Below are 24,107 nucleotides of genomic sequence, written 5' to 3'. Positions count from 1 at the left end.
CAGATCCCGAAATTTCTGGGCGTGTTCGGTGGCTACTCGCTGTGGAAAACGCTCACCTCGCCGGAGTTGTGGCACTGGCAGAGCCCGGTCATCGGAGCGGTGACCGCCGGCGTCATGGTGCTCGCGCCGCTCGTGACGCGCGCCGTGCCGGCGGCGATTCTTGGCCTGCTGGCGGGAGTGCTGACCTACTTCGGCTTGGCCTTCTGGGTCGACGAGTCGATGTTCATCGTCGAAGGCAACAAGCTGATCATCGGTACACTCGGCGGGTCCGCCTCGAGTTTGCTCGACGCGATTACCGGCCGCTGGCGCGAGATTGGCGAACTCAAGTTGAGCCAGATCGGCAGCCTGCTCGGCACGGCCTTCACGCTGGCCGTATTGCTCTCGATCGACACGCTGAAGACCGCCGTCGTGCTCGACGCGCTGACCCGCTCGCGCCATGACTCGAATCGCGAACTGGTCGCGCAGGGTGTTGGAAACATTGCGTCGGCCTGTGCCGGTGGCATGCCCGGGGCTGGACAGATGGGCGCGACGCTGGTCAATCTGGCGAGTGGTGGACAGACGCGTGTTTCGGGCGTGGTGGAAGGTGTTCTCTCGCTGATTGCCTTCCTCCTCCTCGGCGCCTTCATCACCTGGATTCCGGTTGGCGCGCTGGCCGGGATTCTGATCGTCGTCGGCATCCGGATGATCGACCGCCACAGCCTGCAGCTGCTCGAGTCGCCATGGACGATCATGGATTTCATCGTCATCGTCGTCGTCGTCGCCGTGGCTGTCGGCTACAGTCTGATTGCCGCCTCCGGCGTGGGCATTGCGCTGGCGATGTTTCTCTTCATCCGCGAGCAGCTCGGCAGCACGATCATCCGCAACAAGATCGATGGTTCGAGCCGTTTCTCGAAACGCGTTCGCCTGGCGCAGGACATGGACCTGCTTGCCAAGCGGGGAAACGAGGCGGTGATCCTCGAGTTGCAGGGCAGCTTTTTCTTCGGCACCAAGGACCAGCTCTACATGGCGCTTGAACCCGAGCTGCGCAAGCGGACCTACATCGTTCTCGACATGCGGCGTGTTCAATCGGTAGACGTGACCGCCGTGCATCTGCTCAGCCAGATCAGGGACTCGCTGACCGAACGCGGCGCCTACCTGATCTTCAGCGGTCTCTCGCACACGCTGCCGAATGGGCGCAACATTGCCGACTTCTTCGATCGGATGGAACTGACGACGACGACCGAGCATGTCAAGGTCTTCCAGACGCTGGATGAGGCGGTCGAGTGGATCGAGGACCAGATTCTCGGCGAGAGCCCGGTAAAGGCGGCCGAGCTGCCACCGCTCGAAATCTACGAGCTTGAGATCTTCAAGGACTGCAAGGAGGACACGCTGATCACGCTGGCCGAATCGCTCGAGCGGCGATCTGTCGCCAAGGACGAGAAGGTCTTTGCCCTGGGCGATCCGGGCGACCAGTTGTACCTGATTCGGAAGGGCGCTGTGCGCATCACCTGGCCCGAGTCGGGGGCCAAGACCGCGTATCACACGCTGACCTATGGACGCGGGGACTTCTTCGGCGGCGTTTCGTTCATTTCCGGGATCAGCCGAATGAACGACGCGACCGCGACCGAAGACACCGAACTCTTCGTGATGCGCCGTGAGGTCTTCGATCGACTGCGTGAAGACCACAAGCGGCTGGCTTTCCATCTGCTCGAGGCGATCGCCAAGATTCTCGCTTCGCGCCTGCGTTATGCCGACAAAGAGTTGATGGCCATACAGGAATAGGAAGGAGATGGAAGATGTTTCAGCGAATTCTTGTTCCGACCGATGGCAGCCGGGTGTCGCGTGCCTGTGCCGAACAGGCAGTGGCCTTCGCGCGCGCCGCACGTGCGTCGGTGCTTGCCCTCTACGTCGCATCGCCTGCGCACAGCGAGAACTACGGCGACTTCGTCCAACCCGGGGCGCTCGATCGCCTGAGCTCGGATGGCGATGCAAAGGCGAAGGATTACCTCGGTTTCGTCAGGAAGCTGTGCAAGGAGGCGCAGGTCGACTGCATGGTTCTGGTCGTCCAGAGCGACAGTCCCTGGGAAGCGATCGTCAATACCGCCGAGGATCACGCCTGCGATCTGATCTTCATGGCGAAGCACAGCCGCAGCGGACTTTCGGCGCTACTGATTGGCAGCCAGACGTATCGCGTTCTGGCGAATTCCAGCATCCCGGTTCTCGTCTATCGCTCCGGCGGCAGCGCTGCCGGATGTTCGGGGGACAAGGCGAAGCATGGCGAGCGCCGAAGGAAGTGACGGGGACTGTCGCCTTGCTGCTGTTTGGCGATGTCGTCGGGCGCGCGCCTTAGCCAGCAGGTGAGGAGCCTCGGCCGCTCGCCGACGCCCCTCACCGCTTCGGCGCCGGAATGACTCCCGCCTATTGGCCACAGGCGACGCGTGACCTGACCGCGGCCGACGACATTCTGGCCGGTCTGATCGCACGTTTCGCCGGCTTGGCACTGGTCTCGCGTGGCGATCCTTTCGTCACCCTGGTACGTTCCATCGTTGGCCAGCAGATCTCGGTCAAGGCGGCGGACAGCGTCTGGGCGCGCGTTCTCGCCACGTTGCCGGCGATCACGCCAGAGGTCATTCTGGCCAGCGACACGGCCAGCTTGCGCGCTTGCGGACTGTCCGTGCGCAAGGTCGAGTACGTCGGCGATCTGGCGCAGCACTTTGCCGCCGGCCGCATTCACGTCGACCATTGGGCGGCGATGAGCGATGCGGAGATCATCGCTGAACTCGGCGCGGTTCGCGGCATAGGGCTGTGGACGGCGCAGATGTTTCTCATTTTCAACCAATTGCGTCCGGACGTTCTACCGCTCGACGATATCGGTTTGCAGAAGGCGGTCGCCTTGCACTACTGCGCCGGCGAACGCCCTGATCGACGGCGACTGGCCGGCTTGGGCGAACGCTGGCGTCCCTGGCGTTCGGTCGCAACCTGGTATCTGTGGCGCAGCCTCGACCCGCTGCCGGTCGAGTACTGAGTGCGCGGTCCAATCGGTACGTGTGGCGGAGCATCAGTCGAGGACGAGGTGGGCGCGGGCGGCGAAGTGCTGCGCCGACTATCGGTGCGCTGCGCGATTCGCTAACATCATCACTCACGCCGCTTCGTCGGCGGGTTTGGCGAGGAGCCCATTCGCATGGCCAAGGCTTCACCTTCATCGCTGAGTGTCAGTTCTTCCAGCGCTGCGCCTGCCGTCTGGCGGCAGCGTCTGCTGGCCTGCTGCGTGGCGGTGGGCTGCCTGTGGGTGTCGGCCTTTAGCGCGCTGGCGCAAAGCGAGGTGGAGGAGGAGGTGCCGGTCGAGGCGGCTGACTTTGACAGCGGCGCGAGCAAGCTGAGCCATGACGAGGCCATGCGGCTGCTTGCTCAGCCCTTGCCCGACGAGCCCGCAGCGCGTTTCCTGGCGTTGCAGCGTCACTTCCGCGCCGCACAGCAACTTGATGAACGCGAGCAGCAGGTCGAATTGGCGCGCCAGTTGCTGGAAGCGGGCCGCGGGCGTGCCGGGGGCGAGGTGTGGATCACGACCTATCTCAGCGCCGAGTTCACCTGGGGCAGCCAGGGCAGGGCGCTCGCCGCCTGCGAACCGCTGCTCGAAGACGATCGGCTGTCGCTGCCGACACGTGCGCTGGTCGCCTTGCGGCAGACTTATTTTGCTGCGCAGGGCAACGACCGCACCCTGCTGATGCGCTTCTGGTCGCGTGCCGACAGTCTCGCCGAAAAGGCGGTCCGGCAGCACCCCGAGCGCTCGGCGCAAATCGCCGTCCTGCGCCTGCATGCGCGCTCGGAAATCGAACGCTGGCAGGGAGACGCTGCTGCCTCGCTGGCGACGCTGCGCCAGGCGGTGAGCCTGGCACGCCGCGAGGTCCGCACGGCACGCGCGAAGAGCAAGGAAGCGCGTGACGCTTACGGCTGGTTGGATTCGTCGCTTGGTCTGCTGACCTATGCGCTGGTTCGCCAGGGGCGCGTGCAGGAGGCGATCGATCTGGCGCAAGCGAATCTGACGCTCTGGCGTGCCGGCGAGATCAGTGATGGCTACGGCGCCCGCTGGAACTACCGACTGGCGACCAGCCTGAACGCGACACAGCAGTACGAGGCGGCGCTGGCGGCGGCTCGCTTGTCCAACGAGATGTTGCAGAGGGCCGGTGCGAGCACCGCCAGCCACACGCGCTGGCTGGCGCGGCAGGAGATGGTGCGCGCACTGATCGGCCTGCGTCGCTGGCCCGAGGCCGACGAGTCTTACCGCAGCTTTCTCGCTGCCATGCCGGCCGATCTGCTGGCCCGCACGCGGGCTTCCGACTGGCGTCTGCTGGCGCTGCTGGGCGCCAAGAACGGTCGTCTGGACGAAGCGCTGGAGCAGGCCGAGCGCTCGCATCGCTATCGCTCGCGCCTGTACGGCAGCCGCCATCCGCAGACGCAGGAGGCTGCCGGCGTGCGCGGCGTCGTCCGTCTGCTGCGCGGAGAGCTCCGGCAAGCGCTGGGCGATTACGAGGATCTCTTCGCCGCGACACTCGACAACCCCGGTGGCTGGCTGGATCTCGACCTGCGTGGTGTCCGCGGTTATGTTTTTGGCATTGCCTTCGACGAGTTCCTGCGCTACGTTGGCGAGCGCGCCTTGCGCGGCGAGAGCGTAGACCCGCAACTGAGCGAACGCGCGCTGCAGATCGCCGAGCGCAGCAGTCTGAGCGTCACGCAGCGGGCGCTGGCGGACAGCACGGCACGCGTCCTGGCAAGCACACCGGCGCTGCGTACGCTGGTCGAGCAGGAACAGACACAGCGACGGGCGGTGGCCGCGCTGTTCAGCCAGGTCGCGGGCGCGCTCGGGCGGGAAGACCAGTTGCGCCGCGAGGCGCAGACCGACGCCTTCAAGGCGCTGCCCGAGAGCGAACGCAAGGCGCACGGCGAACGCCTGCGGCAGGTGCGCGAGCAGGTCAAGGCGCAGCAGACTGAAGCGCTGGCCGCGCGCAACAATCTGAACGCGCAGCGGGCGGCGCTGGGCAGGCAGTTTCCAGGCTACGCCGATCTGATCACCCCGGCGACGCCGCGGGCGGAGGAATTGCAACGTCTGCTCGGCCCGGGCGAGGCACTGCTGGTCATCCATTCGAATGACAGCGCGACGCTCGTCTGGTTGCTGACTCCCGAAGGCGGCAGCAGCTTTGCCGCCAGCCGGCTGAGCCGGCACGATCTGGCTCGGCGAGTCGCCGACCTGCGTCGCATGCTCGACCTGTCCGACCATCCGGTCGGGCGTGAGCCGGCGCTGCAGCCGGCACTTCTGCACGCGCTCTACCGCGAGCTCTTCGCCGGCTTCGGTGACAAGCTGAGCGGTGTGCGTTCTCTGATCGTCGCTACGCAGGGGCCACTGGCCAGCCTGCCGATGGGCGCGCTGGTCACCGACGCGCCTCAGGCCGGCGACGTTCCCGCTTGGCTGATCAAGCGCTTGGCGGTGACGCAGGTGCCCTCGGCGGCTGCCCTGCAGTCTCTACGCCGGGTGCAGCCGGCGGCCGCTGCGCGCGCGATGATCGGCTTTGCCGATCCGGTTTTCGCTAGCGTGGGCGACAAGATTGCTTCCGGAGCGGCCAGCCGGTCGGCCGGCGCCGCCAGCGCGCAACGGCGCGCAGCGCCTGGACGCGCTGCCCGGGCCGTTGGTGGACGCTACGATGCCGAGTTGGGTTTCCGCTACGGCGAGATGTCGCCGTTGCCGGAGACCCGCGGCGAAATGCAGGCGGTTGCTGCGGCAGTCGGCGCCGACCCGGACAACGACCTCTTCTTCGGCGCTCGCGCGACGCGGCGGGCAGTCTTGGAAACCGACCTCAGCGACCGGCGGGTCGTCGGCTTCGCCACGCACGGCCTGATGCCTGGCGACGCGCCGGGGATAGGCAAGCCGGCACTCGCCATGGCGGCGACACCCGACGACAGTGAATCGCCGCTGCTCGAACTCGACGATGTGCTCAACCTGCGCCTGAATGCGCAGTGGGTCCTGCTTTCGGCGTGCAACACGGCGGCCGGCGAGCAGGGTGGAGGGGCCATGTCGGGGCTGGTGCGTGGCTTCTTTTTCGCCGGTGCGCGTTCAGTGCTGGCGACGCACTGGGCGGTCGACAGCGAGTCTTCCGCGGCGCTCAGCACGGCGACCTTCGAGGCGCAGGCGAAGGATGGTACGGCGCGCGCGGAAAGTTTGCGTCAGGCGCAGCTTGCGCTGATCGACGGTCGCATCGGTGCCGGCCGCTGGCGCCACCCCTACCATTGGGCGCCGTACGCCTTGTTCGGCGATCCGCAACGGTGAACTCCCGCCGTTGCGCCCGCCGGTGTCGTCAGCTGGCGCCGGTGCGGCCAATCGCGTGGTATTCGATACCGGCGGCCAGAATCATCTTCGGTTCATACAGGTTGCGGCCGTCGAAGACTACCGGCTGCTTCAGTGCGCAGCGCAGCGCAGTGAAATCCGGGCTGCGGAACTCCTTCCACTCGGTTACGATGGCGAGTGCGTCGGCCCCCGCCAAGGCCGCCATCGGGCTGCTTGCGTAGGTCAGGCGCGATTCGTTGCCGAAGATGCGCTGCGCTTCGCTGATGGCAACCGGGTCGTAGGCGCAAACCGTTGCGCCGCGCCGGAACAGCTCATCGAGCAGGACGCGCGATGGCGCTTCGCGCATGTCGTCGGTATTCGGTTTGAAGGCCAGTCCCCAGAGGGCAAAATGCCGGCCGGCCAACTGCTCGCCGAAACGTGCGACGATCTTCCTTGCCAGGACGCGCTTCTGGCTGTCGTTGGCGTTTTCCACTGCGGCGAGCACCTGCAGTTCCATTCCCGCATCGCGCGCCGTGCGCTGCAACGCCTGAACGTCTTTCGGAAAGCAGGAACCGCCGTAACCACAACCAGGATAGAGAAAATGCCAGCCAATGCGTGGGTCTGAACCGATTCCCTGGCGGACCTGCTCGATGTCGGCGCCCAGGAGCTCGGCCAGGTTGGCCAATTCGTTCATGAAACTGATGCGCGTTGCGAGCATCGCGTTGGCGGCATACTTGGTCAGTTCGGCCGAGCGGATGTCCATGATCAGCAGGCGCTCGCGACTGCGCTGGAAAGGAGCGTAGAGCGTGCGCATCAGATCGATCGCGCGTTCATCGTCGGCGCCGACGATGATCCGATCGGGTCGCATGAAGTCCTCGACGGCAGCCCCTTCCTTGAGGAACTCGGGGTTCGAAACGACCGCGAAGGGCAGGTCGAGGCCACGTGCGGCCAGTTGCTCGGCGATCGCCGCGCGGACCCGGTCGGCCGTGCCCACCGGAACCGTGCTCTTGTCGACGACAACGCGATAGCCGTCCATATGGCGCCCGATGCTGCGCGCGGCGGCGACGACGTACTGCAGGTCGGCCGAGCCGTCTTCATCGGGTGGCGTGCCGACGGCGATGAACTGAAACTCCCCCCACCGAGCGGCGCGCTCGACGTCGGTGGTGAACTGCAGGCGCCCGGCTGCCACGTTGCGCCGCACGATTTCCAGCAGGCCGGGCTCGTGGATCGGGATGCCGCCGTCTTCCAGTATGCGGATCTTGTGTTCGTCGAGGTCCAGGCAAAGGACATTGTTGCCGACTTCGGCCAGGCAGGCTCCGCTGACCAGGCCAACGTAACCGGTGCCGATGACTGTGATTTTCATGATGGTGCCCTAAGCGTGCGATGAAGAAAGGAGAGATTGTCCGGCGCTGACCGCATGGAAATGGCGAACGAGCAACTCGATCCGCGAGTCCCAGGCGTTGTTCTCGGCGTAGGTGCGCAAGTACGCAGCGTCCCACGGACGCTGCAAGGCTTGCTCGAGGGCAGCCTCGAGCTCCGCCGGCTGGTCGAAGGGGACGAGGATGCCAAGCCGCGCGTCGCAGACGACTTGCGCATTGCCGCCGACCAGCGTTGTCACGACCGGCAGACCGCAGGCCATGGCTTCGAGAAAGACGTTGGCCCAGCCCTCGAAACGGGTGGCCAGGGCAAAGACATTGGCCGCCGAGTAGTGGACGTGCAGTTTCTCGGGGGCGACCGGGCCACAGAAGACGACGCTATCCTGCAGCGCCAGACGTGCGACTTGCGCCCGCAGTTCAGCCGAATTGTCGCCCTCGGGCGACCCGCCCCCGACGACCAGGTAGCGCAAGCCGGGATAGCGGGCGATCAGCCTGGGCAAGACTTCGATTACCCGGTGGAAACCCTTGCGCTCGACCAGACCGCCGACGCTGATCAGGACCGGCACATCGGCTGGCAGACCGAGTGCGGCGCGCGCTTCGCCACGCGGGATCGGGCGAAACTTGCTCAGGTCGACACCGTTACCGACCACGCAGGTCCGGGCGCTGGGCGCGCCGAGCGACTCGCCCAGCGCGCGCAACTGTTCCGACACACCGATCAGCAGATCGGCCGAGCTGGCACAGCGCATCAGATGCTTGCGCCGGGAAGTACGCGAGGTGCGATCTTCATTGCCACGGAAGGTGACGACGAACTTCAGGCCGAGCCAGCGTGCCAGCAGGCTTCCGGCATAACCGTCCGGGTAGCCGAAATGAACATCGAGCACGCTGGCGCCGGTCTGGCGCTGCAGACGACGCACGGTACGATAACTGCACAGCGCCATCGACAGTCCATCCAGATCCTTGAGAATGCCGGGAACGGAAAGGTAGTAGGGGCGAAAGACTTCGAGCGCACCCATTTGCTCATGGCGGGCAGCCATTGGGCGAAAATGCGGTCGGAACCAGCGAATGACGCTCTGAAAAGGAAACCAGGCCTGTGGTGCGACGACGACCAGCGGGATGCGTTGTGCCACGCGTCCCATTCGCTCGCGGACAAACAGGCCAGCGTTGGGGCGAACTGCGCTCGGAAAGAGCGCGGACAAGGTGATCAGCTTCAGCATCGTCAGTTGCAGCACCGTCGGGGGCGCCGCTGCCGGTTGAATAAACGGCGGATTATCCCATACTGGCGAACGAAGCGAGCGGCCGTCGCGGCGTAGCGCGCACACTGCAAGCGGCCATCGGTCGGCCGCTCAGGATGCCGGTTCAGGCTTGCGCCTGGCGCGCGGGTGCGCCTGATCGTAGACCTTCGCCAGATGTTGGAAATCGAGATGGGTGTAGACCTGTGTCGAGGCGATGCTGGCGTGCCCGAGCATTTCCTGTACGGCGCGCAGATCGCCAGACGATTGCAGCACGTGCGAAGCAAACGAATGGCGCAGCATGTGCGGGTGCACGTGCGCCGGTAGGTCCTGAAGCAAACCGCGGCGCTGCAGGCGAAGCTGAATCATGCGCAGGCCCAGGCGTTGCCCGCGGCGACCGACGAAAAGCGCCTGCTCGTCGGCCGGCGCCAGGCGCGAACGCTGCTCGACCCAGGCGGTGACGGCCGCACGCGCCTTGCTGCCGACCGGAACGATGCGCAGCTTGCTGCGCTTGCCGCGCACGCGTACCTCGCCGTCGGCAATGTCGGGCAGGCACGAAACGTCGAGTGCAGCAAGTTCGGCGAGGCGCAGACCGGACGAATAGAAGAGCTCGAAGATGGCCTGATCGCGGATTTCGAGCAAGTCGTCGCTCTGAGCGTCGAGCAGGCAATGCGCTTCGTCGGGCGAGAGTGCTTTTGGCAGGGCCTGCGGACGCTTGGGCGCACGTACGCCGTCCACCGGGTTGCGCTGTACGTCGCCCTGCCGGCCGAGCCAGCGATAGAAGCCACGCCAGGCCGAGAGCGTACGCGCCAGGGAGCGACCGCCAAGGCCGTCCGCGTGCAATCTGCCGACAAAGCGGCGAACGTGTTGCGGCTGCAGCGCGGCGAAGCCCGGCTCGCCGGGCAACTCGCCGAGTAGCCGGGCGAGCACCGCCAGATCGCGCTGATAGCCGCTCACCGTGTGCGGCGACAGGCGGCGTTGTTGCGCGAGTTCGTCGAGGTAGCGGCGGACCGCCGCCGCATGCTCGGCCGCGCTCATCGCTTCAACGCAGGACGCGCGCCAGAGCCGCCGAAGCCATCTCGCCGATACGCTGCAGGTAGATCGTTCCCATCGTCGGGTAGAAGCGTTCGTGATCCTCACTGCCGAGAGCGATCATGCCGGTCGTCCCACCGCCCTGACGCATGGCGATCAGTGCCTGCGAGCGTACGTGCGTCGCCGCCTCGCCAAACCACGACGAAGTTTCGAAACCGCCGGTCGCCCCGCAATAGGGCTGGACCAGCGCTTCGGCAAAGGCCTGCAGTTCGCTGCTCACGTCAGCGAACTCGGGCAACTCCGCAGCATCGGCCGGCCGGCACCACAGACGAACGGCCACGTGCGGCACGGCGAAATCGTCGCGCAGGTGAAAGTGCAGCGTGTGCAGCACCGATTGAAAGCTTCCCGTAGCGATCAGACCAAGCGCCAGGCGATGCATCTTCTCGCTGATCGCATCGTTCTCCTCACCATGCTGGAACAGCTCGCCCATTCTGCCTTCGAGCAGCCGGTTCTTGTCGCGCAGTGCCAGCATCTGTCGTTCGGTGATCGAGATCGTCCGCCCGCCGTGCGGATGCGGCACGACCATACTGGTCAGCACCTCCGCATGCTCTTCGAAGAACTGCGGGTTGTTCTGCAGATAGTGGACGACTTCGTCGGCTTTCATAACTCGATTTCTCCCTTGAATACAGTGACCGCCGGTCCGCTCAGATGAACTGGCGTGGCGCGGCCCTGCCAGGCGATATTCAGGCTGCCGCCGCGTGCGTCGACCTGCACCGGCGAAACCAGCAGAGCACGCGCGATTCCGGCGACGACCGCGGCGCAGGCACCGGTGCCGCAGGCCAGCGTTTCGCCGGCGCCGCGCTCGAAGACGCGCAACCGGATGCGATGCTCGTCCACGACCTGCATGAAACCCGCGTTGACGCCCTGCGGGAAGCGCGCATGGCTTGCGATCTGCGGGCCTTGGCGGGCGACCGGAGCGCTATCGACATCGCTCACCATCTGGACGGCATGCGGATTGCCCATGCTGACGGGGGTGATCGACACCGACTCGCAGTCGCTCAGGGGCAGCGTCTGCACCAGTTCGGCGCCTGCTCCAGGAAACGGAATCTGTTCCGGAGCCAGCACCGGCACGCCCATATCGACCGTCACACTGCCGTCGTCTTCCAGGCGGGGAACGATGATCCCGCCGCGTGTTTCGACGCGGATTTCGCGCTTGTCGGTGAGGCCCTGCTCGTGCACGAAACGGACGAAGCAGCGTGCGCCGTTGCCGCATTGTTCGACCTCGCGAGTGTCCGCGTTGAAGATGCGGTAGCGGAAATCGACATCAGGCCGGGTCGCCCTTTCGACGAGCAGGATCTGGTCGCAGCCGACGCCGAAGTTGCGGTTGGCGAGAAAACGAAGCTGCTCGCCGGACAGGCAGATCGACTGGCGCACGCCGTCGATGACGACAAAATCGTTCCCCAGCCCGTGCATCTTGACAAATGTCATTTTCATCGTGGTCGACGATCAGCAACTCGTATTCAGCGACTTCGCCATTATAAAGTCGTCCATCACGAAACCGCCGCCAATGTCGACGCAAACCGCTTCGCGCACGATGAAGCCGTGCCGGCGGTAAGCCGCAATGGCTCGCTCGTTGCGCTTGTTGACGGCGAGAATCAGCGTTGGGCAACCGGCGGCGCGGGCGCGCGCGGCGACTTGCCCGATCAGGCGCGCGCCAACGCCGGCACCTTGATGCTGCGGGTCGACGTAGATCTTGTCCAGCTTGAGCTCGCTGTTTCCGCTCGACAGGCTGCAGGCAAAACCAACCAGCTGCTGGCCGATGCGCGCCTGATCCCACCAGACGCCGGCTTGGGTCAACTCGCTGCGAATCTTTGCCGCGTCGTAGCGCTGGGCAAGCATGAACTCGATCTGGGCGCGGCTGATGATCGCCGGATACGTGTCGTACCAGACGACGCGAGCAAGATCGACGATGGCGTCGACATCGGCGTCAGTCACGGGAAGAACCGAAATTTCGCTCATCGTTGGACCGTGCTCACAAGCCGGCGCGCCGGCGGTGACCTAAGCAAGACCTTTCAGGAAGGCGGCGCGTTCGCGCTCGGAATCGATATGCTTGGCAAGATTGCGATACAGCTCGTTGATGTCACCCGAATCGTTGGCGGCACGCTTGATCAGCACTCGGGCAAGCGGGCCGACGTACTCGGCCAGCCTCTTCTCGGCCAAGGCGAGCTGCGACGGATCGAAGAGCGCCGGTGCAGTCGTCGACGGCGTTGTCGCCGGCAGCGTAGTCGGCGGAAGAGCGGCCGAATTCTCGAGCTGGGCAAGCTGGCGCAGGAAGACAGTACGCTCGCTGCCGGCTGGAACGTTTGCCGCCAGCAGCGAAAAGAACTCGCGCACGTCGTGCGCCTGAGCCAGGCTCGTTCGCACCAGACGCCGGGCGAGCGGGCCAATGCAACGACTGAGCAGAACCTCCACCTGGTCGACAGTCTCCGGGGCAATCGCCAGCGGAGTCGACGCGGCAGGCGCTTGGGTTGCCGGGGGCGGCGCGGCTCGCCCGGCCGGCGGCGCACTCGTCGGGCGTTGCGGCGCGTCCAGATGGCTGCCGCCAGCGCTCGCCCGCGCGGGCGCTGGACGCGCGGCGAGGAAGGCGCTGACCAGGCTGTTGGCGAAGTCGCGCGCGTTTTGAAAGCGCCTGGCCGGATCCTTCTCGAGGGCGCGTGCCAGCACCGGATCGAATGCTGCAGGTAGCGCTGGGACGATCGACGAGGGCGGGGCGGGATCGACGTGCATCACGTTGTACATCACGCTGATCGGGGTGTCAGCGGTAAAAGGCGCTTCGCCGGTCAACAATTCGTAGAGAATCACGCCAGCTCCCCACAGGTCGGCGCGCCCGTCTGCCGTCTGGCCGGCCAGTTGTTCGGGCGCAATATGCGTTGGTGTTCCCAGTACAGTACCGGTCTGCGTCAGTGAAGCATTCTCGATGCGCGCCACGCCAAAGTCCATCACCTTGATCTTCATCGCGTCCTGCACCATCACATTGCTCGGCTTGATGTCGCGATGGATGACGCCGTTGCGGTGCGCGTAATCGAGTGCGGCAAGCAACTGCTTCATCACTTCGAAGACGTCGATCAGCGGAAGCCCCGGGCGTTCGCGCATCAGTCGGCGCAGCTCCTTGCCGGCCACGTACTCCATGACGATGAACGCCATCCGCTCATCCTCGCCGTACTCGTAGATGCCGACGATTCCCGGATGCTGCAGGCGCCCGCCCGCTTGTGCCTCACGCTTGAAACGGGCAAGCGCGGAAGCGTATTCGACGTGCTCCAGGTATTCGGCAAGGATCGTCTTGATCGCCACTGGCCGCTCGATCACCGGATCGAAGCCGTGATAGACGGCACCCATGGCGCCCATGCCGAGCTGTCCGCGGATCTCGTACTTGCCGATGCGTGTTGGCGCGGCCATGCTCTGCCGCTCAGCCATCGATCATCGCCATCGCCTTTTGCAGGCTGCGCCGCATGCGGTTGAACGAATTGCCGAGGACGCCGATTTCGTCGCGCTCGCGCGCGGGAAACTCGGGCACAGCGAAATCGCCCGTCGACACGCGGTCGGCAAGGGCTGACATGTGGGCAACCGGCCGGATGATGATTCGCGAAAGCATGAAATTGAGTACGACGAAAGTCAGCAGAAAGATGCCGCCGAGCGACAACATGAAGGTGTTGAATGTGCGCTGCGCATTGTTCAGCGGCACCGACATCGGCACCGAAACGACCTGCGCACCGACGGTCTCCATGAACTGCCAGCCGAAGCCGTTACTGTCGCCGTAGATGCGCAGCATCGACGCAGGAGCCGCCGCCGGCACGCTGTGGCAGGCCAGGCAGGCGGCATCCTTGATCGTGATCGGCCGCGCGATGTACAGCGTTCGTCCGGATGGTGTGTCGCGTTCGCCGGTCAACTCGGTGAGGCGCTCATCGCTGCGGAAGCGCTGGACGAGATCGCTCTCCCACTCGACTGCGCGGTCACGCGGGTTGGTCGGGTTGAGTGTCGCCTCCTTGTAGGTGAAATTCGGATACTTGACATGCAGGTTGTTGAAGGTTTCGGTGGCCGCATAGGCGGGCACCGTCTGCGGCAGAAAGGTGTCGGCGAGGTGCGGATCGAGCAGCGGCTTGACCTGCTTGACCGTATAAGTGCGCACCGCGAGCGCCGCTTCCATCATCAGCCCGGCGTTGCGCAGGGTTTCCTCTTTGGCGTTTTCGTTGAGAAGGCGATGCGAGACGATCGCCGAGACGCCCATCCCGCCGACGAAGACGACCAGCAGGACAAGATTGAATTTCAGTCGCAGACCCATGCTCTCTTCCCCCGGCGCGGACAAGTACGGACAACTTGACGGCTTGGGCGAGAGTATAGGGGGCGTCGTGCACCGGGGTCAATCGCCAATGTTGACGGAATCCGTACACATTGGGCTCGGCCGAACGCTCGTGCGCGTCGCCCGTCGGGGAAGCACGATGTCATCGACAGCCAGACGCTTTGCCAAACGCTGCGCGCAGTCCTCGCAGCGCAAGCCGGTATGGGATCTGGGAAAGCGGAGACGATGATCGACAGGCTTGACTGCGAGAACGGAGGCTTCTCGGCCGTGGCGGCCAGAAAAGCACGCCGATGATCGCTTCGCCGACGGACCCCGGCGGAGAAGGAACCCGGCTCGGTCTGGTGCTACGAAGCAAAAAGCCGCCCACGAAAAGGGGCGGCTTCTTCCAGGTGTTGGTAGGCGCGATTGGACTCGAACCAACGACCCCCACCATGTCAAGGTGGTGCTCTAACCAGCTGAGCTACGCGCCTGTCGGCAAGACCGCCCCAACACCCAGCGGCTTTGCGAGAGTGCGCATTATACGGGGCGCCGGCGGCAAGTCAAGCGGCCGCAGAGCACGACGCCCACGAGGAGCTGATCCGCCTCCGCCGAACGGTCGGGGGTGGCGAGCCGTGCCTGCGCCCAAGGCGTGGAAGGGGCGGCCCGCGCGACCGGTCGGACACCCGCCCAGCGCAGGGCAAGCCGGTAGTTGGCGGCACCATCGGCTCCAGCGCGAGGCATTGTCCGTTGCGCGCGACTGATCAGGTCTGCGCCGCGCTGGGGTGGGCGAAAGATCAGGCGAGAACTTGGGCGACGCGGCTGAACCCGGGATCAGGCCAGACCCTGGCTGGCGAGGTACTCCTCGTAGTTGCCCAGGTAGTTGACGATCTTGCCGTCAAGCCGAATCTCCAGGATGCGCGTGGCCAGCGACGAAACGAATTCGCGATCGTGCGAGACGAAAATCAGCGTTCCCTTGTATTTCTCGAGTGCTGTGTTCAGCGATTCGATCGATTCCATGTCGAGGTGATTGGTCGGTTCGTCGAGCACCAGCACGTTCGAGCGCATCAACATCAGCCGCCCGAAGATCATTCGCCCCTGTTCGCCGCCCGAGATCACCTTGACCGGTTTGCGCACCTCGTTGCCGGAAAAGAGCAGACGGCCGAGCGTTCCGCGAATCAAGGTCTCGAGGTCGTCGCCGTCGCTTGTCGTCGCACGCGCGTAGCCGGCGATCCATTCGGTCAGGCTGAGATCGCTGGCGAACTCCTGCGCGTGGTCCTGCGGGTAATATCCGGGGCGCGCTTTCTCAGCCCACTTGATGCTGCCGCGTGCTGGCTGCAACTCGCCGACGAGCAGCTTGAGCAGCGTGCTCTTGCCAACGCCATTCTCGCCGATGATCGCGACGCGGTCGCCGCCGTTGAGCGTCAGCGAGAAGCTGTCGAAGAGGCGGCGCGCGCTGCCGGCGTAGGCAAAGCTGATCCGGTCGATCTCGACTGCTTGCCGGTGAAGCTTTTCCTTGTCGTCGAACTCGAAGCGTATCCAGGGGTATTGCCGTGATGAAGGCTTGACGTCTTCCGGCCGGAGCTTGTCGATCAGCTTCAGGCGCGAGGTGGCTTGGCGGGCTTTCGAGGCGTTGGCGGAAAAGCGCCGGACGAAGTTCTGCAGTTCGGCGATTCGCTCCTTGGCTTTTGCGTTGGCGCTCTGTTGCCGCTCGCGGGCAAGCGCGGAAGCTTCCATGAAGTCGTCATAGTTTCCCGGATAGATCGTCACCTTGCCGTAATCCAGGTCCGCCATATGCGTGCACACCTGGTTGAGAAAGTGCCGGTCGTGCGAAACGATGACCATCGTACTGTTGCGTTCGTTGATCACATTTTCCAGCCAGCGGATCGTTGCGATGTCCAGGTTGTTCGTCGGTTCGTCGAGCAACAGGATGTCCGGATCGGCAAAAAGCGCTTGTGTCAGCAGGACGCGCAGCTTCCAGCCCGGCGCGACGTCGCTCATCGGACCATAGTGCTGCTCTGCCGGAATGCCGACCCCGAGCAACAGTTCTCCGGCGCGCGCCTCGGCGGTGTAGCCGTCGTACTCGGCAAAGCGCGCTTCGAGCTCGGCGGCGTGCAGATAGTCTTCCTCGCTCGCTTCCGGGTTGGCGTAGATGGCGTCCTTTTCGCGCATGCACGCCCACATTTCGGCGTGTCCCATCATGACGACATCGATGACGCGCTGCTCCTCGAAGGCGAACTGGTCCTGGCGCAGGTAGGCCAGGCGCTCGTGCGGGTCCTTCGAGACGTTGCCGGCGGTCGGTTCCAGTTCGCCGTCGAGAATCTTCATGAAGGTCGACTTGCCGGCGCCGTTGGCGCCGATCAAGCCGTAGCGATAACCCTCGCCGAATTTGACCGAGACGTTTTCAAAAAGGGGCTTGGCCCCAAACTGCATGGTAATGTTGTTGGCGACGAGCACGAAGAAACCTCGGAAAAATCATAATGTTGCAAGGGAGTCGCTATTGTACCGCGTTTCGCCGCGCAAGCTTGTACCGGCGCGAAAACACTGCTCCGGGAGACCGTGGTCAGCGCGCGCAGGGGAGGGCGGGAAGGCCGGTGGCGGCCGCTGTCCGTTGCAGCTTGACCGGCGTTTGCCGAGCGTTTCACGGCCGCATGTCGCTATAATGACTTCGGGAGGTTTCGCGGCCGCTTTTCGCGGGTGGCGGAAGACGGGCCGCGTCTGGCCGGTGATCGATTCAGCGGAGGTCGGAGGACATGCCTGAGCAGCGCAACGAGTTCCTTTTGGCGCACCGACTGGCGCCGCTCTGCCGGTGGTGGCTGCTCTTGCCGATCGCGCTTTGCATGCTTCTCGGCGGCTGCACCGGGCTTGCGCCGCGCGCGACGCCATCGGCCGACGAGCGGCCGTCGCAAGCAGCCGGTGGTGCGCCCGAGGCGAGCCCGACGCGTCGCAACGTGCGCGCCATTGCCCCAGCGGAAAGCGGTGCCGTGGTCGGGGCACTCCCGGGTGGTGTAGTGGCCGACGCGGGTTCGAGGCCGGACGCGGTGACAGCCCCGATCCCGCGCTTTGCCTGGCCACCGCCCAAGGCTTCGGCTGAGGTTTCCATCCCCGACAAGTGGGTACGCAACGCAACGGATGCGACGCTGGCGAGCGTTGCTGACAAGCTGGAGAAGGCGCTGCGCCTGGCCGAGTATGCCGACTGGAGCTACTACGCGGTGCCCGGTGGCTTTGCCTTGGCGACACACGTCGAGCAGATCAAGCCAGACGGTACGCCAATGGCCGGTGCTGACCGCTGGCGCACGGGTACACCTTCGGTGTCCAACCTGTCGCTCCTGGAATTCATCCTTGCGCTGGCGCACGCACCACCCGGAAGCTATCGGGCGATCGTGTTCATCGTCAGCGATGCGGTCTGGGCACAATCGCCCGCTGCGCCGACTGGCGACGAGATCGCCGGCTGGGCGAGGAGTGGCGCGAGCGGCCTGCCAGCGGCCATCGGCAAGCTCTCCTATGGTCCGGAGCATCGCGTGCAGGCGCTGGTCTATGAGTTTCGCAAGGGGCACGGCGGGCCGGCAGCGCTGGTCATGCCAAGCCGGGTGTCCGGCGAAAGGCATTTATATCGAGGTGGTCTCTGGAAGCCGCTGAGCATTCTCTGAATGGAGGTATGCGATGAGCCAGCACTCGGTGTTCATCAGCTATCGACGTAGCGACAGTACCGGCGAAGCGGGGCGTCTGAGTGACGGCCTGGAAGCCTTGCTCGGCGCTGCGTGCGTTTTTCGCGATGCCGACGGGATCGCCCCGGGCGACGATTTCGCGGCCAGGCTGGAGGGGGAGCTGGCTGCGACGAGCGCGCTTCTCGTTCTGATCGGCAGGCGTTGGGCGGGCGAACTCGCGGCCCGTCAGGCGAGCAGTGAACCTGACTATGTGCGGCGCGAGGTGGCTACCGCGCTACGCTTGGGCAAGCGGGTGATTCCCGTGTTGCTGAACGGCGCCGAGCTTCCTCGTGATGACCAGCTTCCCGCCGATCTGCGCTCCCTCGTTCGTCATCAGGCGGTGACGCTGCGCGACGAAGCCTGGAACGAAGACCTCGGGCGGCTGGCGGATGCCATCGGACGTCCCTATGCCTGGCGCAAGCTCGGCTTGCGCGCCGCGCTGGTCGTTCCGCTGATCCTGATCCTTACCTGGTACGGCGTTCCCTATCTCGCCCCGCCAGCCAGCGACCAGCTCGCCTGGGCGCGCAGCCTGGTACTCGTCCTGCTGCTCGCCTACGCGGGCGGTGAGTGGTGGCTGCGTCGGCGGGAAGTGCATCGCCGCGCCTGAATGCGACTGGCGCGGGGCAGTCAGGCGGGCGTCGCGCGTGTGCGCTTGGCGCTCAGCCACCCGGCTGGGGTTCGCCACCTGGCCAGACCGGATAGTCGGTATAGCCTTCCGGCCCGGGCGTATAGAAGCTTGCCGGATTGGCCGCGTTGAGCGGCGCTCCGGCCCGTATGCGCGCCGGAAGATCGGGGTTGGCCAGGAACGCACTGCCGAAAGCGACCGCGTCCACGCTTCCGTCGGCGACGGCCTGCCTGGCCTCGTCGGGCGTGTACCCCATATTGCCGATCAGCACTCCGCGGTAGGCCGCGCGCACCGGCGCCAAGACATCGCCCTTCTGCAGCCCGAAGAAATCACCGCGCATCAGGTGAAGATAGGCCAGCTTGAAGTCGTTCAGCCGGCCAGCCAGCCAGCCGGCCAGCCCGATCGGATCGCTGTCGATGATGTCGTTGTAGCTGTTGAGGGGCGAAATGCGTAAGCCGACGCGCTCGCTTCCCCAGACCTGAGAGACCGCTTCGATGACCTCGAACATCAGCCGGGCACGGTTCTCCAGCGCTCCGCCGTAGGCCCCGCTGCGCCTGTTCGTACCATCGCGCAGGAACTGGTCGAGCAGATAGCCGTTTGCCCCATGCACTTCCACGCCATCAAAGCCGGCTGATCGGGCGTATTCTGCAGCCGCACGGAAGCCGGCGACGATGCCGGGAATTTCATCGTCGGCGAGGACGCGGGGAACGGTATAGGGCTGCTTGCCTGTCGGCGTATGGACTTCATCACCACTGATGGCGAGCGCGCTGGCGCCGATCGGCTCTCTGCCGTCGTTGAGTGCCGGGTGGCAAGCTCGTCCACCGTGCCAGATCTGAAGAAAGATGCGGCCGCCAGCGGTGTGCACGGCGTCGGTCACCAGCTTCCAGCCGGCGGCATGTGCTGGCGAATAGATGCCGGGCTCAGTCGCGAAAGCCGAATTGCCGGCCATGGCCATTGTCGCTTCGGCAATCAGCAGCCCGGCGCTCGCGCGTTGCGCGTAGTACTCGGCCATCATGGCATTGGCCAGGTGCTCGCTGCCGGCGCGGCAGCGCGTCAGGGGGGCCATGAAGATGCGGTTGGGTGTGTCGAGCGCGCCGACGCGCAGCGGCGTGAAGAGGTCGGTCATGCGGGTGCTCCGTACGGGTGAGTGAAGGAAGATCGTGGCGCCATCGGTAATCCAGGTTCCAGCATCACCGCGCCAGACGCCCAGCGGCGGATTGTCTCACAAGCGCTGCCGGCGAGTTGAATGCCGGCGATCGAGTCAAGCGAGCGGATTGGCCAAGCTTGCCGGCCGCGCGCACGGCCTCGAGCCGGCGCGGACATGTCTTCTCGGAAGTCCTCGGCTAGCAGTCGGAAGGTCAACTCGATCAAGCATTTAGTGCATTAGTTCCTGGGCTGGGCGGGCTTTCCAGCCGATACTGTCAGTGAAGGTCGGGAGGCGAGTCCTCCGACTTCCAGTCCCGGCGCAGGCAGCGGAAACCGGGGCTGCGGGGATGCCGCTGGCTACTTGCTTGCGCCCCTTCGGCACAGCCGTCGAACGGGCTTGGAGGTCGAAATGAAAGTCGTGTTGATCACGGAAGGCAACAACTGCGCATTGCGTATCGAGCCGCAGGACGAAGAAGGGCGGGCGCTTCTGGCGGCGTTTGGTTTGGGCGAGGCATTCATGACCAAACTCGCTCCCTTGGCTTCGCTCAGGTCACTGGTTGGCTCACCGCAAGTCCCGCCGCTGGCCGAGCGGGAGCCGGTCGAGCTTGCCTGAGCATCGTCGGGCAGGGGTGCATGGCTCGGCCCGGACGGTCGGCTGCCCGGGCCTGAGCCTTGGCGTGGACACGCGGCCCGGGTAACGACGCTCGTCGCAGGTCGATTGTCTTCGCTGCCGCGACAGGCTGGCCGCTGGGCGATCGGCCGTCAACCCTGGCGGCAGCGCAGGCGGGCGGCTGGCGAGCGCTGTTCTCAACCGGCGTGGCTGCCGACAATGCGCTCACGCCCAGCCTTGCCAGCGTGCGCCCTGTCCACCGAGCGACGCTGGCGGTGCTGGGCAATTGCCCTCAAGCAGCGGTGTTGCTGCCACTACCCGGCGGGTCGGCCTGCGCCTCGCTGCTTGCTCCAGCGCTGGCGCTTTCTTCGGCGCTTGCTGCGCTACCGCCGAAAGCCGCTTTCGACTTGTCGAGCAGTTCGCTGGCTTCATCGACGACGCTCGCACCAAGTCCGCGTGCCGTGTCCACCGCCTCGCCGGCCAGCTCGCGCACTCGGGTAGCTGTCGCGCCAAGGTTCTCGGCGACACTTGCCCCTGCCTCCTGAGCCAGCTCGACCGCTCTTGCGCCGGCTTCTTCGACTACCTCGACCGCCGAGGTGGCGACATCCTTCGCTTTGTCTACCGCCGCCGTGGCCGCTTCTCTTGCCTTGTCAAAAATCGTCATTGATGTCCTCCGTCCGTAAAAACACCGCCTTGATCATGGCAGTGACGAACTGATTATAGGCCGGGAATCGCCCGTCTGCGCCGCTATCATGGCCTTGATCGACAGCCATGAGCGCGCCGAGCCTCCTCGGCGCCGCCGGGCGATCCGCGCACTGGTCGCTCAGGCGCTGGCCCTTTCCAGCGCACGCTTCTCGTGAAATGTATCGCGCATGGCGCGCCAGGCGCCTAGCTCGATGGCCGCGCGCATGTCGCGCATCAGCTCCTGGTAGTAGAAGAGATTGTGCAGCGTGGCGAGCTGCGCGCCAAGGATTTCGCCGACGCGGTTCAGGTGGTGCAGATAGGCGCGCGAGAAGTTGCGGCAGGTGTAGCACCGGCAGTGCTCGTCGAGCGGGCGCTGGTCGTTCTTGTGGCGGGCGTTCCTGATACGCACGTCGCCATGGCGCGTAAACAGGTGACCGTTGCGCGCGTTGCGCGTCGGCAGAACGCAGTCGAACATGTCGATTCCCTGCTCGACGGCGGCGACCAGATCCTCGGGCGTGCCGACGCCCATCAGGTAGCGCGGCTTGTCCGGCGGCAGGCGTGGCGCCGTGTGCGCGAGGATGCGCGCCATGTCTTCCTTTGGCTCGCCGACCGACAGACCGCCAATTGCGTAGCCGTCGAAGCCGATCGCGCGCAGTCCGCTCAGCGATTCGTCGCGCAGCGCTTCGTACATGCCGCCCTGGACGATGCCGAACAGCGCGTTGCGGTTGCCGAGCTGATCGTGGCTGGCGCGCGAGCGTTGGGCCCAACGCAGGGACAGGCGCATCGACGCCGCCGTCGCCGCCTGGCTCGCCGGGTAGGGCGTACATTCGTCGAGAATCATCGCGATATCCGAGTCGAGCACGTGCTGGATACGCATGGACTCTTCCGGCGTCAGGAAAAGTCGCTCACCGTTGATCGGCGACTGGAAACGCACGCCTTCCTCGCTGATCTTGCGCAGTGCGCCGAGCGAGAAGACCTGAAAGCCGCCCGAGTCGGTAAGCAGCGGCCCATTCCACGACATGAAGCGGTGCAGGCCGCAATGCGCGCCGATGACCTCGAGCCCGGGGCGCAGCCAGAGGTGAAAGGTGTTGCCGAGGCAGATTTGGGCGCCGGTTTCGGCCAGGTCGCGCGGCGTCATCGCTTTGACCGTGCCGTAGGTGCCGACCGGCATGAACGCCGGCGTGTCGACCTTGCCATGCGCGAGGTGGAGCTGCCCGCGCCGGGCAGCGCCGTCGTGGGCAATGATGTCAAAGTTCATGAGAAGCAGCAGACGGGTGAAACACGGGCAGGCGAACGAGGGCGCGTTGGTCGTCGCTCGCTGCTCAGGAAAATGACGGACGCGCAGCGGCCGATGGCCGGTGCGCGTCCGCAGGAGATACGACTACGCCGGAGGCGACGGTGCAGACCGTTCCTCCGGCAGGCCTTGCCTAGGCGTTGTCGATCGCTGTCTGCGCCGCCGAGAGGCGGGCGATCGGCACGCGGAAGGGCGAGCAACTGACGTAATCAAGCCCGGCGCGATGGAAGAAATCGATCGACGTCGGATCGCCGCCATGTTCGCCGCAAACGCCGAGCTTGATGTTCTGGCGCACCGAGCGCCCCTTTTCGACCGCCATCTTGACCAGCAGGCCGACGCCTTTCTGGTCGATCGACTGGAAGGGGTCGCGCTCGTACATGCCGTCCTTCAGATAGCTCGGCAGGAACTTGCCGGCGTCGTCGCGCGAGAAGCCCATCGTCATCTGCGTCAGATCGTTCGTGCCGAACGAGAAGAACTGTGCCTGCTGGCCGATGCTGTCGGCGATCAGCGCGGCGCGTGGCGTCTCGATCATCGTGCCGAGCAGGTACTCGATCTCCTCGCCGCGCTCGGCAAAAACAGCCGCTGCCGTCTGCCGGATGACGCGTGCCTGCGCGTTGAACTCGCGCACCGTGCCGACCAGCGGGATCATGATTTCCGCTTTTACGTCGTAGCCCTTGGCCTTCATGTTCAGCGCCGCCTCGAGAATGGCGCGCGCCTGCATCTCGGTGATCTCGGGATAGCTGATGCCGAGTCGGCAGCCGCGGTGGCCCATCATCGGGTTGAACTCGTGCAGGTCATCGACGCGCATCTTGATGACGCCCAGCGGGACGTTCATTTCGTGCGCCATGATCTTCTGGTTGGCTTCGTCGTGCGGGACAAACTCGTGCAGCGGTGGGTCGAGCAGGCGGATGGTCACCGGCAGGCCGCTCATTTCGCGGAAGAGCCCCTCGAAGTCGGCGCGCTGCATCGGCAGCAGCTTGGCGAGCGCCTTGCGTCGGCCGGTCTCGTCTTCGGCGAGAATCATCTCGCGCACCGCCTTGATCCTGTCACCTTCGAAGAACATGTGCTCAGTGCGGCAGAGGCCGATTCCCTTGGCGCCGAAATTGCGTGCCACCTTGGCGTCTTCCGGCGTGTCGGCGTTGGCACGGATGCCCAGCCGCTTGTAGCGGTCGGCCAGTTCCATCAAGGCGCCGAAGTCGCCGGTCAATTCGGCTTCCTTGGTCGGTACCTGGCCGAGGAAAACGTCGCCGGTCGAGCCATCGAGCGAGATCCAGTCGCCTTCCTTCCAGGTCTGGTCGCCGACCGACATTGTCCGCGCCCGGTAGTCGACGTGTACCGCGCCGGCACCCGACACGCAGCATTTGCCCATGCCGCGCGCGACCACGGCGGCGTGCGACGTCATGCCACCGCGGGCGGTCAGGATGCCCTTGGCGACGCTCATGCCGCGCAGGTCTTCGGGCGAGGTTTCCTGACGGACGAGGATGACGTCCTTGCCCTTTCTGACCCATTCCTCAGCTTCATCGGCGAAGAAGACGATCTGGCCGGTGGCGGCACCGGGAGACGCCGGCAGACCGTGTGCGATGGTGCGCGCGCCCTTGATCGCGGTCGGATCGAAGACCGGGTGCAGCAGTTCGTTCAGACGCTCGGCGTTGACCCGGCGCAAAGCCTCCTTCTCGTCGATCATCCCCTGGCGCAGCATTTCCATCGCGATGCGCACCATGGCCGCGCCGGTACGCTTGCCGTTGCGCGTCTGCAGCATCCACAGGCGGCCTTCCT

Annotated in this window: 20 protein-coding genes and 1 tRNA gene; 7 read left to right on the top strand and 14 right to left on the bottom strand. The window is 65.3% G+C overall.

The annotated features are described in order from the left end of the window. From RKP46_RS12100 to RKP46_RS12085, 4 genes are all read left to right on the top strand, one after another. Nucleotides 1–1,761 (top strand): SulP family inorganic anion transporter (locus RKP46_RS12100; protein ID WP_311106873.1); only part of this gene is annotated, 1,761 nt, incomplete at its 5' end. A 14-nt stretch (nt 1,762–1,775) separates the two neighbouring features. Next, nucleotides 1,776–2,276 carry a universal stress protein gene (locus RKP46_RS12095; RefSeq protein WP_311106872.1) on the top strand — a complete coding sequence of 167 codons (501 nt, stop codon included), beginning with the start codon at nt 1,776–1,778 and terminating at the stop codon, nt 2,274–2,276. Between the two features lie 110 nt (nt 2,277–2,386). After that, a complete protein-coding gene (locus RKP46_RS12090; RefSeq protein WP_311106871.1) occupies nt 2,387–3,004 on the top strand; it encodes a DNA-3-methyladenine glycosylase in 618 nt (205 codons plus the stop codon). 156 nt (nt 3,005–3,160) lie between these two features. Further along, entirely contained in the window at nt 3,161–6,298 is a 3,138-nt protein-coding gene (locus RKP46_RS12085) for a CHAT domain-containing protein (RefSeq protein WP_311106870.1), read from the top strand. Between the two features lie 28 nt (nt 6,299–6,326). On the opposite strand, the gene RKP46_RS12080 is transcribed toward RKP46_RS12085, so the two are convergent. The 10 genes from RKP46_RS12080 to RKP46_RS12035 form a co-directional block, all read right to left on the bottom strand. Then, entirely contained in the window at nt 6,327–7,658 is a 1,332-nt protein-coding gene (locus RKP46_RS12080) for a UDP-glucose/GDP-mannose dehydrogenase family protein (protein ID WP_311106869.1), read from the bottom strand. 9 nt (nt 7,659–7,667) lie between these two features. Further along, a complete protein-coding gene (locus RKP46_RS12075; protein WP_311106868.1) occupies nt 7,668–8,885 on the bottom strand; it encodes a glycosyltransferase in 1,218 nt (405 codons plus the stop codon). A gap of 129 nt (nt 8,886–9,014) precedes the next feature. Further along, nucleotides 9,015–9,938 carry a tyrosine recombinase XerC gene (gene xerC / locus RKP46_RS12070; protein WP_311106867.1) on the bottom strand — a complete coding sequence of 308 codons (924 nt, stop codon included), beginning with the start codon at nt 9,936–9,938 and terminating at the stop codon, nt 9,015–9,017. Between the two features lie 4 nt (nt 9,939–9,942). Next, nucleotides 9,943–10,596, bottom strand: coding sequence for a DUF484 family protein (locus RKP46_RS12065; RefSeq protein WP_311106866.1), 654 nt, complete (start codon nt 10,594–10,596; stop codon nt 9,943–9,945). Further along, nucleotides 10,593–11,426, bottom strand: coding sequence for a diaminopimelate epimerase (gene dapF / locus RKP46_RS12060; protein ID WP_311106865.1), 834 nt, complete (start codon nt 11,424–11,426; stop codon nt 10,593–10,595). The genes RKP46_RS12065 and dapF overlap by 4 nt, the downstream gene beginning before the upstream one ends. A 12-nt stretch (nt 11,427–11,438) precedes the next feature. Beyond that, nucleotides 11,439–11,951 (bottom strand): GNAT family N-acetyltransferase, encoded by a 513-nt coding sequence (locus RKP46_RS12055; RefSeq protein ID WP_311106864.1) that lies wholly within the window; start codon nt 11,949–11,951, stop codon nt 11,439–11,441. 39 nt (nt 11,952–11,990) lie between these two features. Continuing rightward, entirely contained in the window at nt 11,991–13,406 is a 1,416-nt protein-coding gene (locus RKP46_RS12050) for a serine/threonine-protein kinase (RefSeq protein ID WP_311106863.1), read from the bottom strand. Then, on the bottom strand, nt 13,399–14,271 hold the full coding sequence (locus tag RKP46_RS12045) for a DUF3365 domain-containing protein (RefSeq protein WP_311106862.1): 873 nt from the start codon (nt 14,269–14,271) through the stop codon (nt 13,399–13,401). Before RKP46_RS12045 ends, RKP46_RS12050 begins: the two co-directional genes overlap by 8 nt. A gap of 411 nt (nt 14,272–14,682) precedes the next feature. Then, nucleotides 14,683–14,759: transfer RNA gene (locus RKP46_RS12040), tRNA-Val, on the bottom strand. Between the two features lie 340 nt (nt 14,760–15,099). Further along, entirely contained in the window at nt 15,100–16,722 is a 1,623-nt protein-coding gene (locus tag RKP46_RS12035; RefSeq protein ID WP_311106861.1) for an ABC-F family ATPase, read from the bottom strand. Nucleotides 16,723–17,018: 296 nt separating this feature from the next. On the opposite strand from RKP46_RS12035, the gene RKP46_RS12030 reads away from it, so the two are divergent. Next, nucleotides 17,019–17,915 (top strand): hypothetical protein, encoded by an 897-nt coding sequence (locus tag RKP46_RS12030; protein ID WP_311106860.1) that lies wholly within the window; start codon nt 17,019–17,021, stop codon nt 17,913–17,915. A gap of 13 nt (nt 17,916–17,928) precedes the next feature. Beyond that, entirely contained in the window at nt 17,929–18,579 is a 651-nt protein-coding gene (locus RKP46_RS12025; protein ID WP_311106859.1) for a toll/interleukin-1 receptor domain-containing protein, read from the top strand. A gap of 52 nt (nt 18,580–18,631) precedes the next feature. Here RKP46_RS12025 and RKP46_RS12020 read toward each other — a convergent pair whose 3' ends face one another. After that, complete coding sequence (locus tag RKP46_RS12020; protein ID WP_311106858.1) at nt 18,632–19,723, bottom strand: alkene reductase; 1,092 nt, start codon at nt 19,721–19,723, stop codon at nt 18,632–18,634. A gap of 429 nt (nt 19,724–20,152) precedes the next feature. Here RKP46_RS12020 and RKP46_RS12015 point away from each other — a divergent pair, with 429 nt between their 5' ends. After that, nucleotides 20,153–20,356: a hypothetical protein gene (locus RKP46_RS12015; protein WP_311106857.1), complete on the top strand. Its 204-nt coding sequence runs from the start codon at nt 20,153–20,155 to the stop codon at nt 20,354–20,356. 289 nt (nt 20,357–20,645) lie between these two features. Here RKP46_RS12015 and RKP46_RS12010 read toward each other — a convergent pair whose 3' ends face one another. The 3 genes from RKP46_RS12010 to ppdK form a co-directional block, all read right to left on the bottom strand. Continuing rightward, on the bottom strand, nt 20,646–21,017 hold the full coding sequence (locus tag RKP46_RS12010; RefSeq protein ID WP_311106856.1) for a hypothetical protein: 372 nt from the start codon (nt 21,015–21,017) through the stop codon (nt 20,646–20,648). 159 nt (nt 21,018–21,176) lie between these two features. After that, nucleotides 21,177–22,295: a tRNA guanosine(34) transglycosylase Tgt gene (tgt, locus tag RKP46_RS12005; protein ID WP_311106855.1), complete on the bottom strand. Its 1,119-nt coding sequence runs from the start codon at nt 22,293–22,295 to the stop codon at nt 21,177–21,179. A 169-nt stretch (nt 22,296–22,464) separates the two neighbouring features. Further along, nucleotides 22,465–24,107 (bottom strand): pyruvate, phosphate dikinase (gene ppdK, locus RKP46_RS12000; RefSeq protein WP_311106854.1); only part of this gene is annotated, 1,643 nt, incomplete at its 5' end.

Source organism: Accumulibacter sp. (assembly GCF_031732815.1).
GTDB lineage: Bacteria > Pseudomonadota > Gammaproteobacteria > Burkholderiales > Rhodocyclaceae > Accumulibacter.
This window is presented reverse-complemented; position numbering and strand designations above follow the sequence as displayed.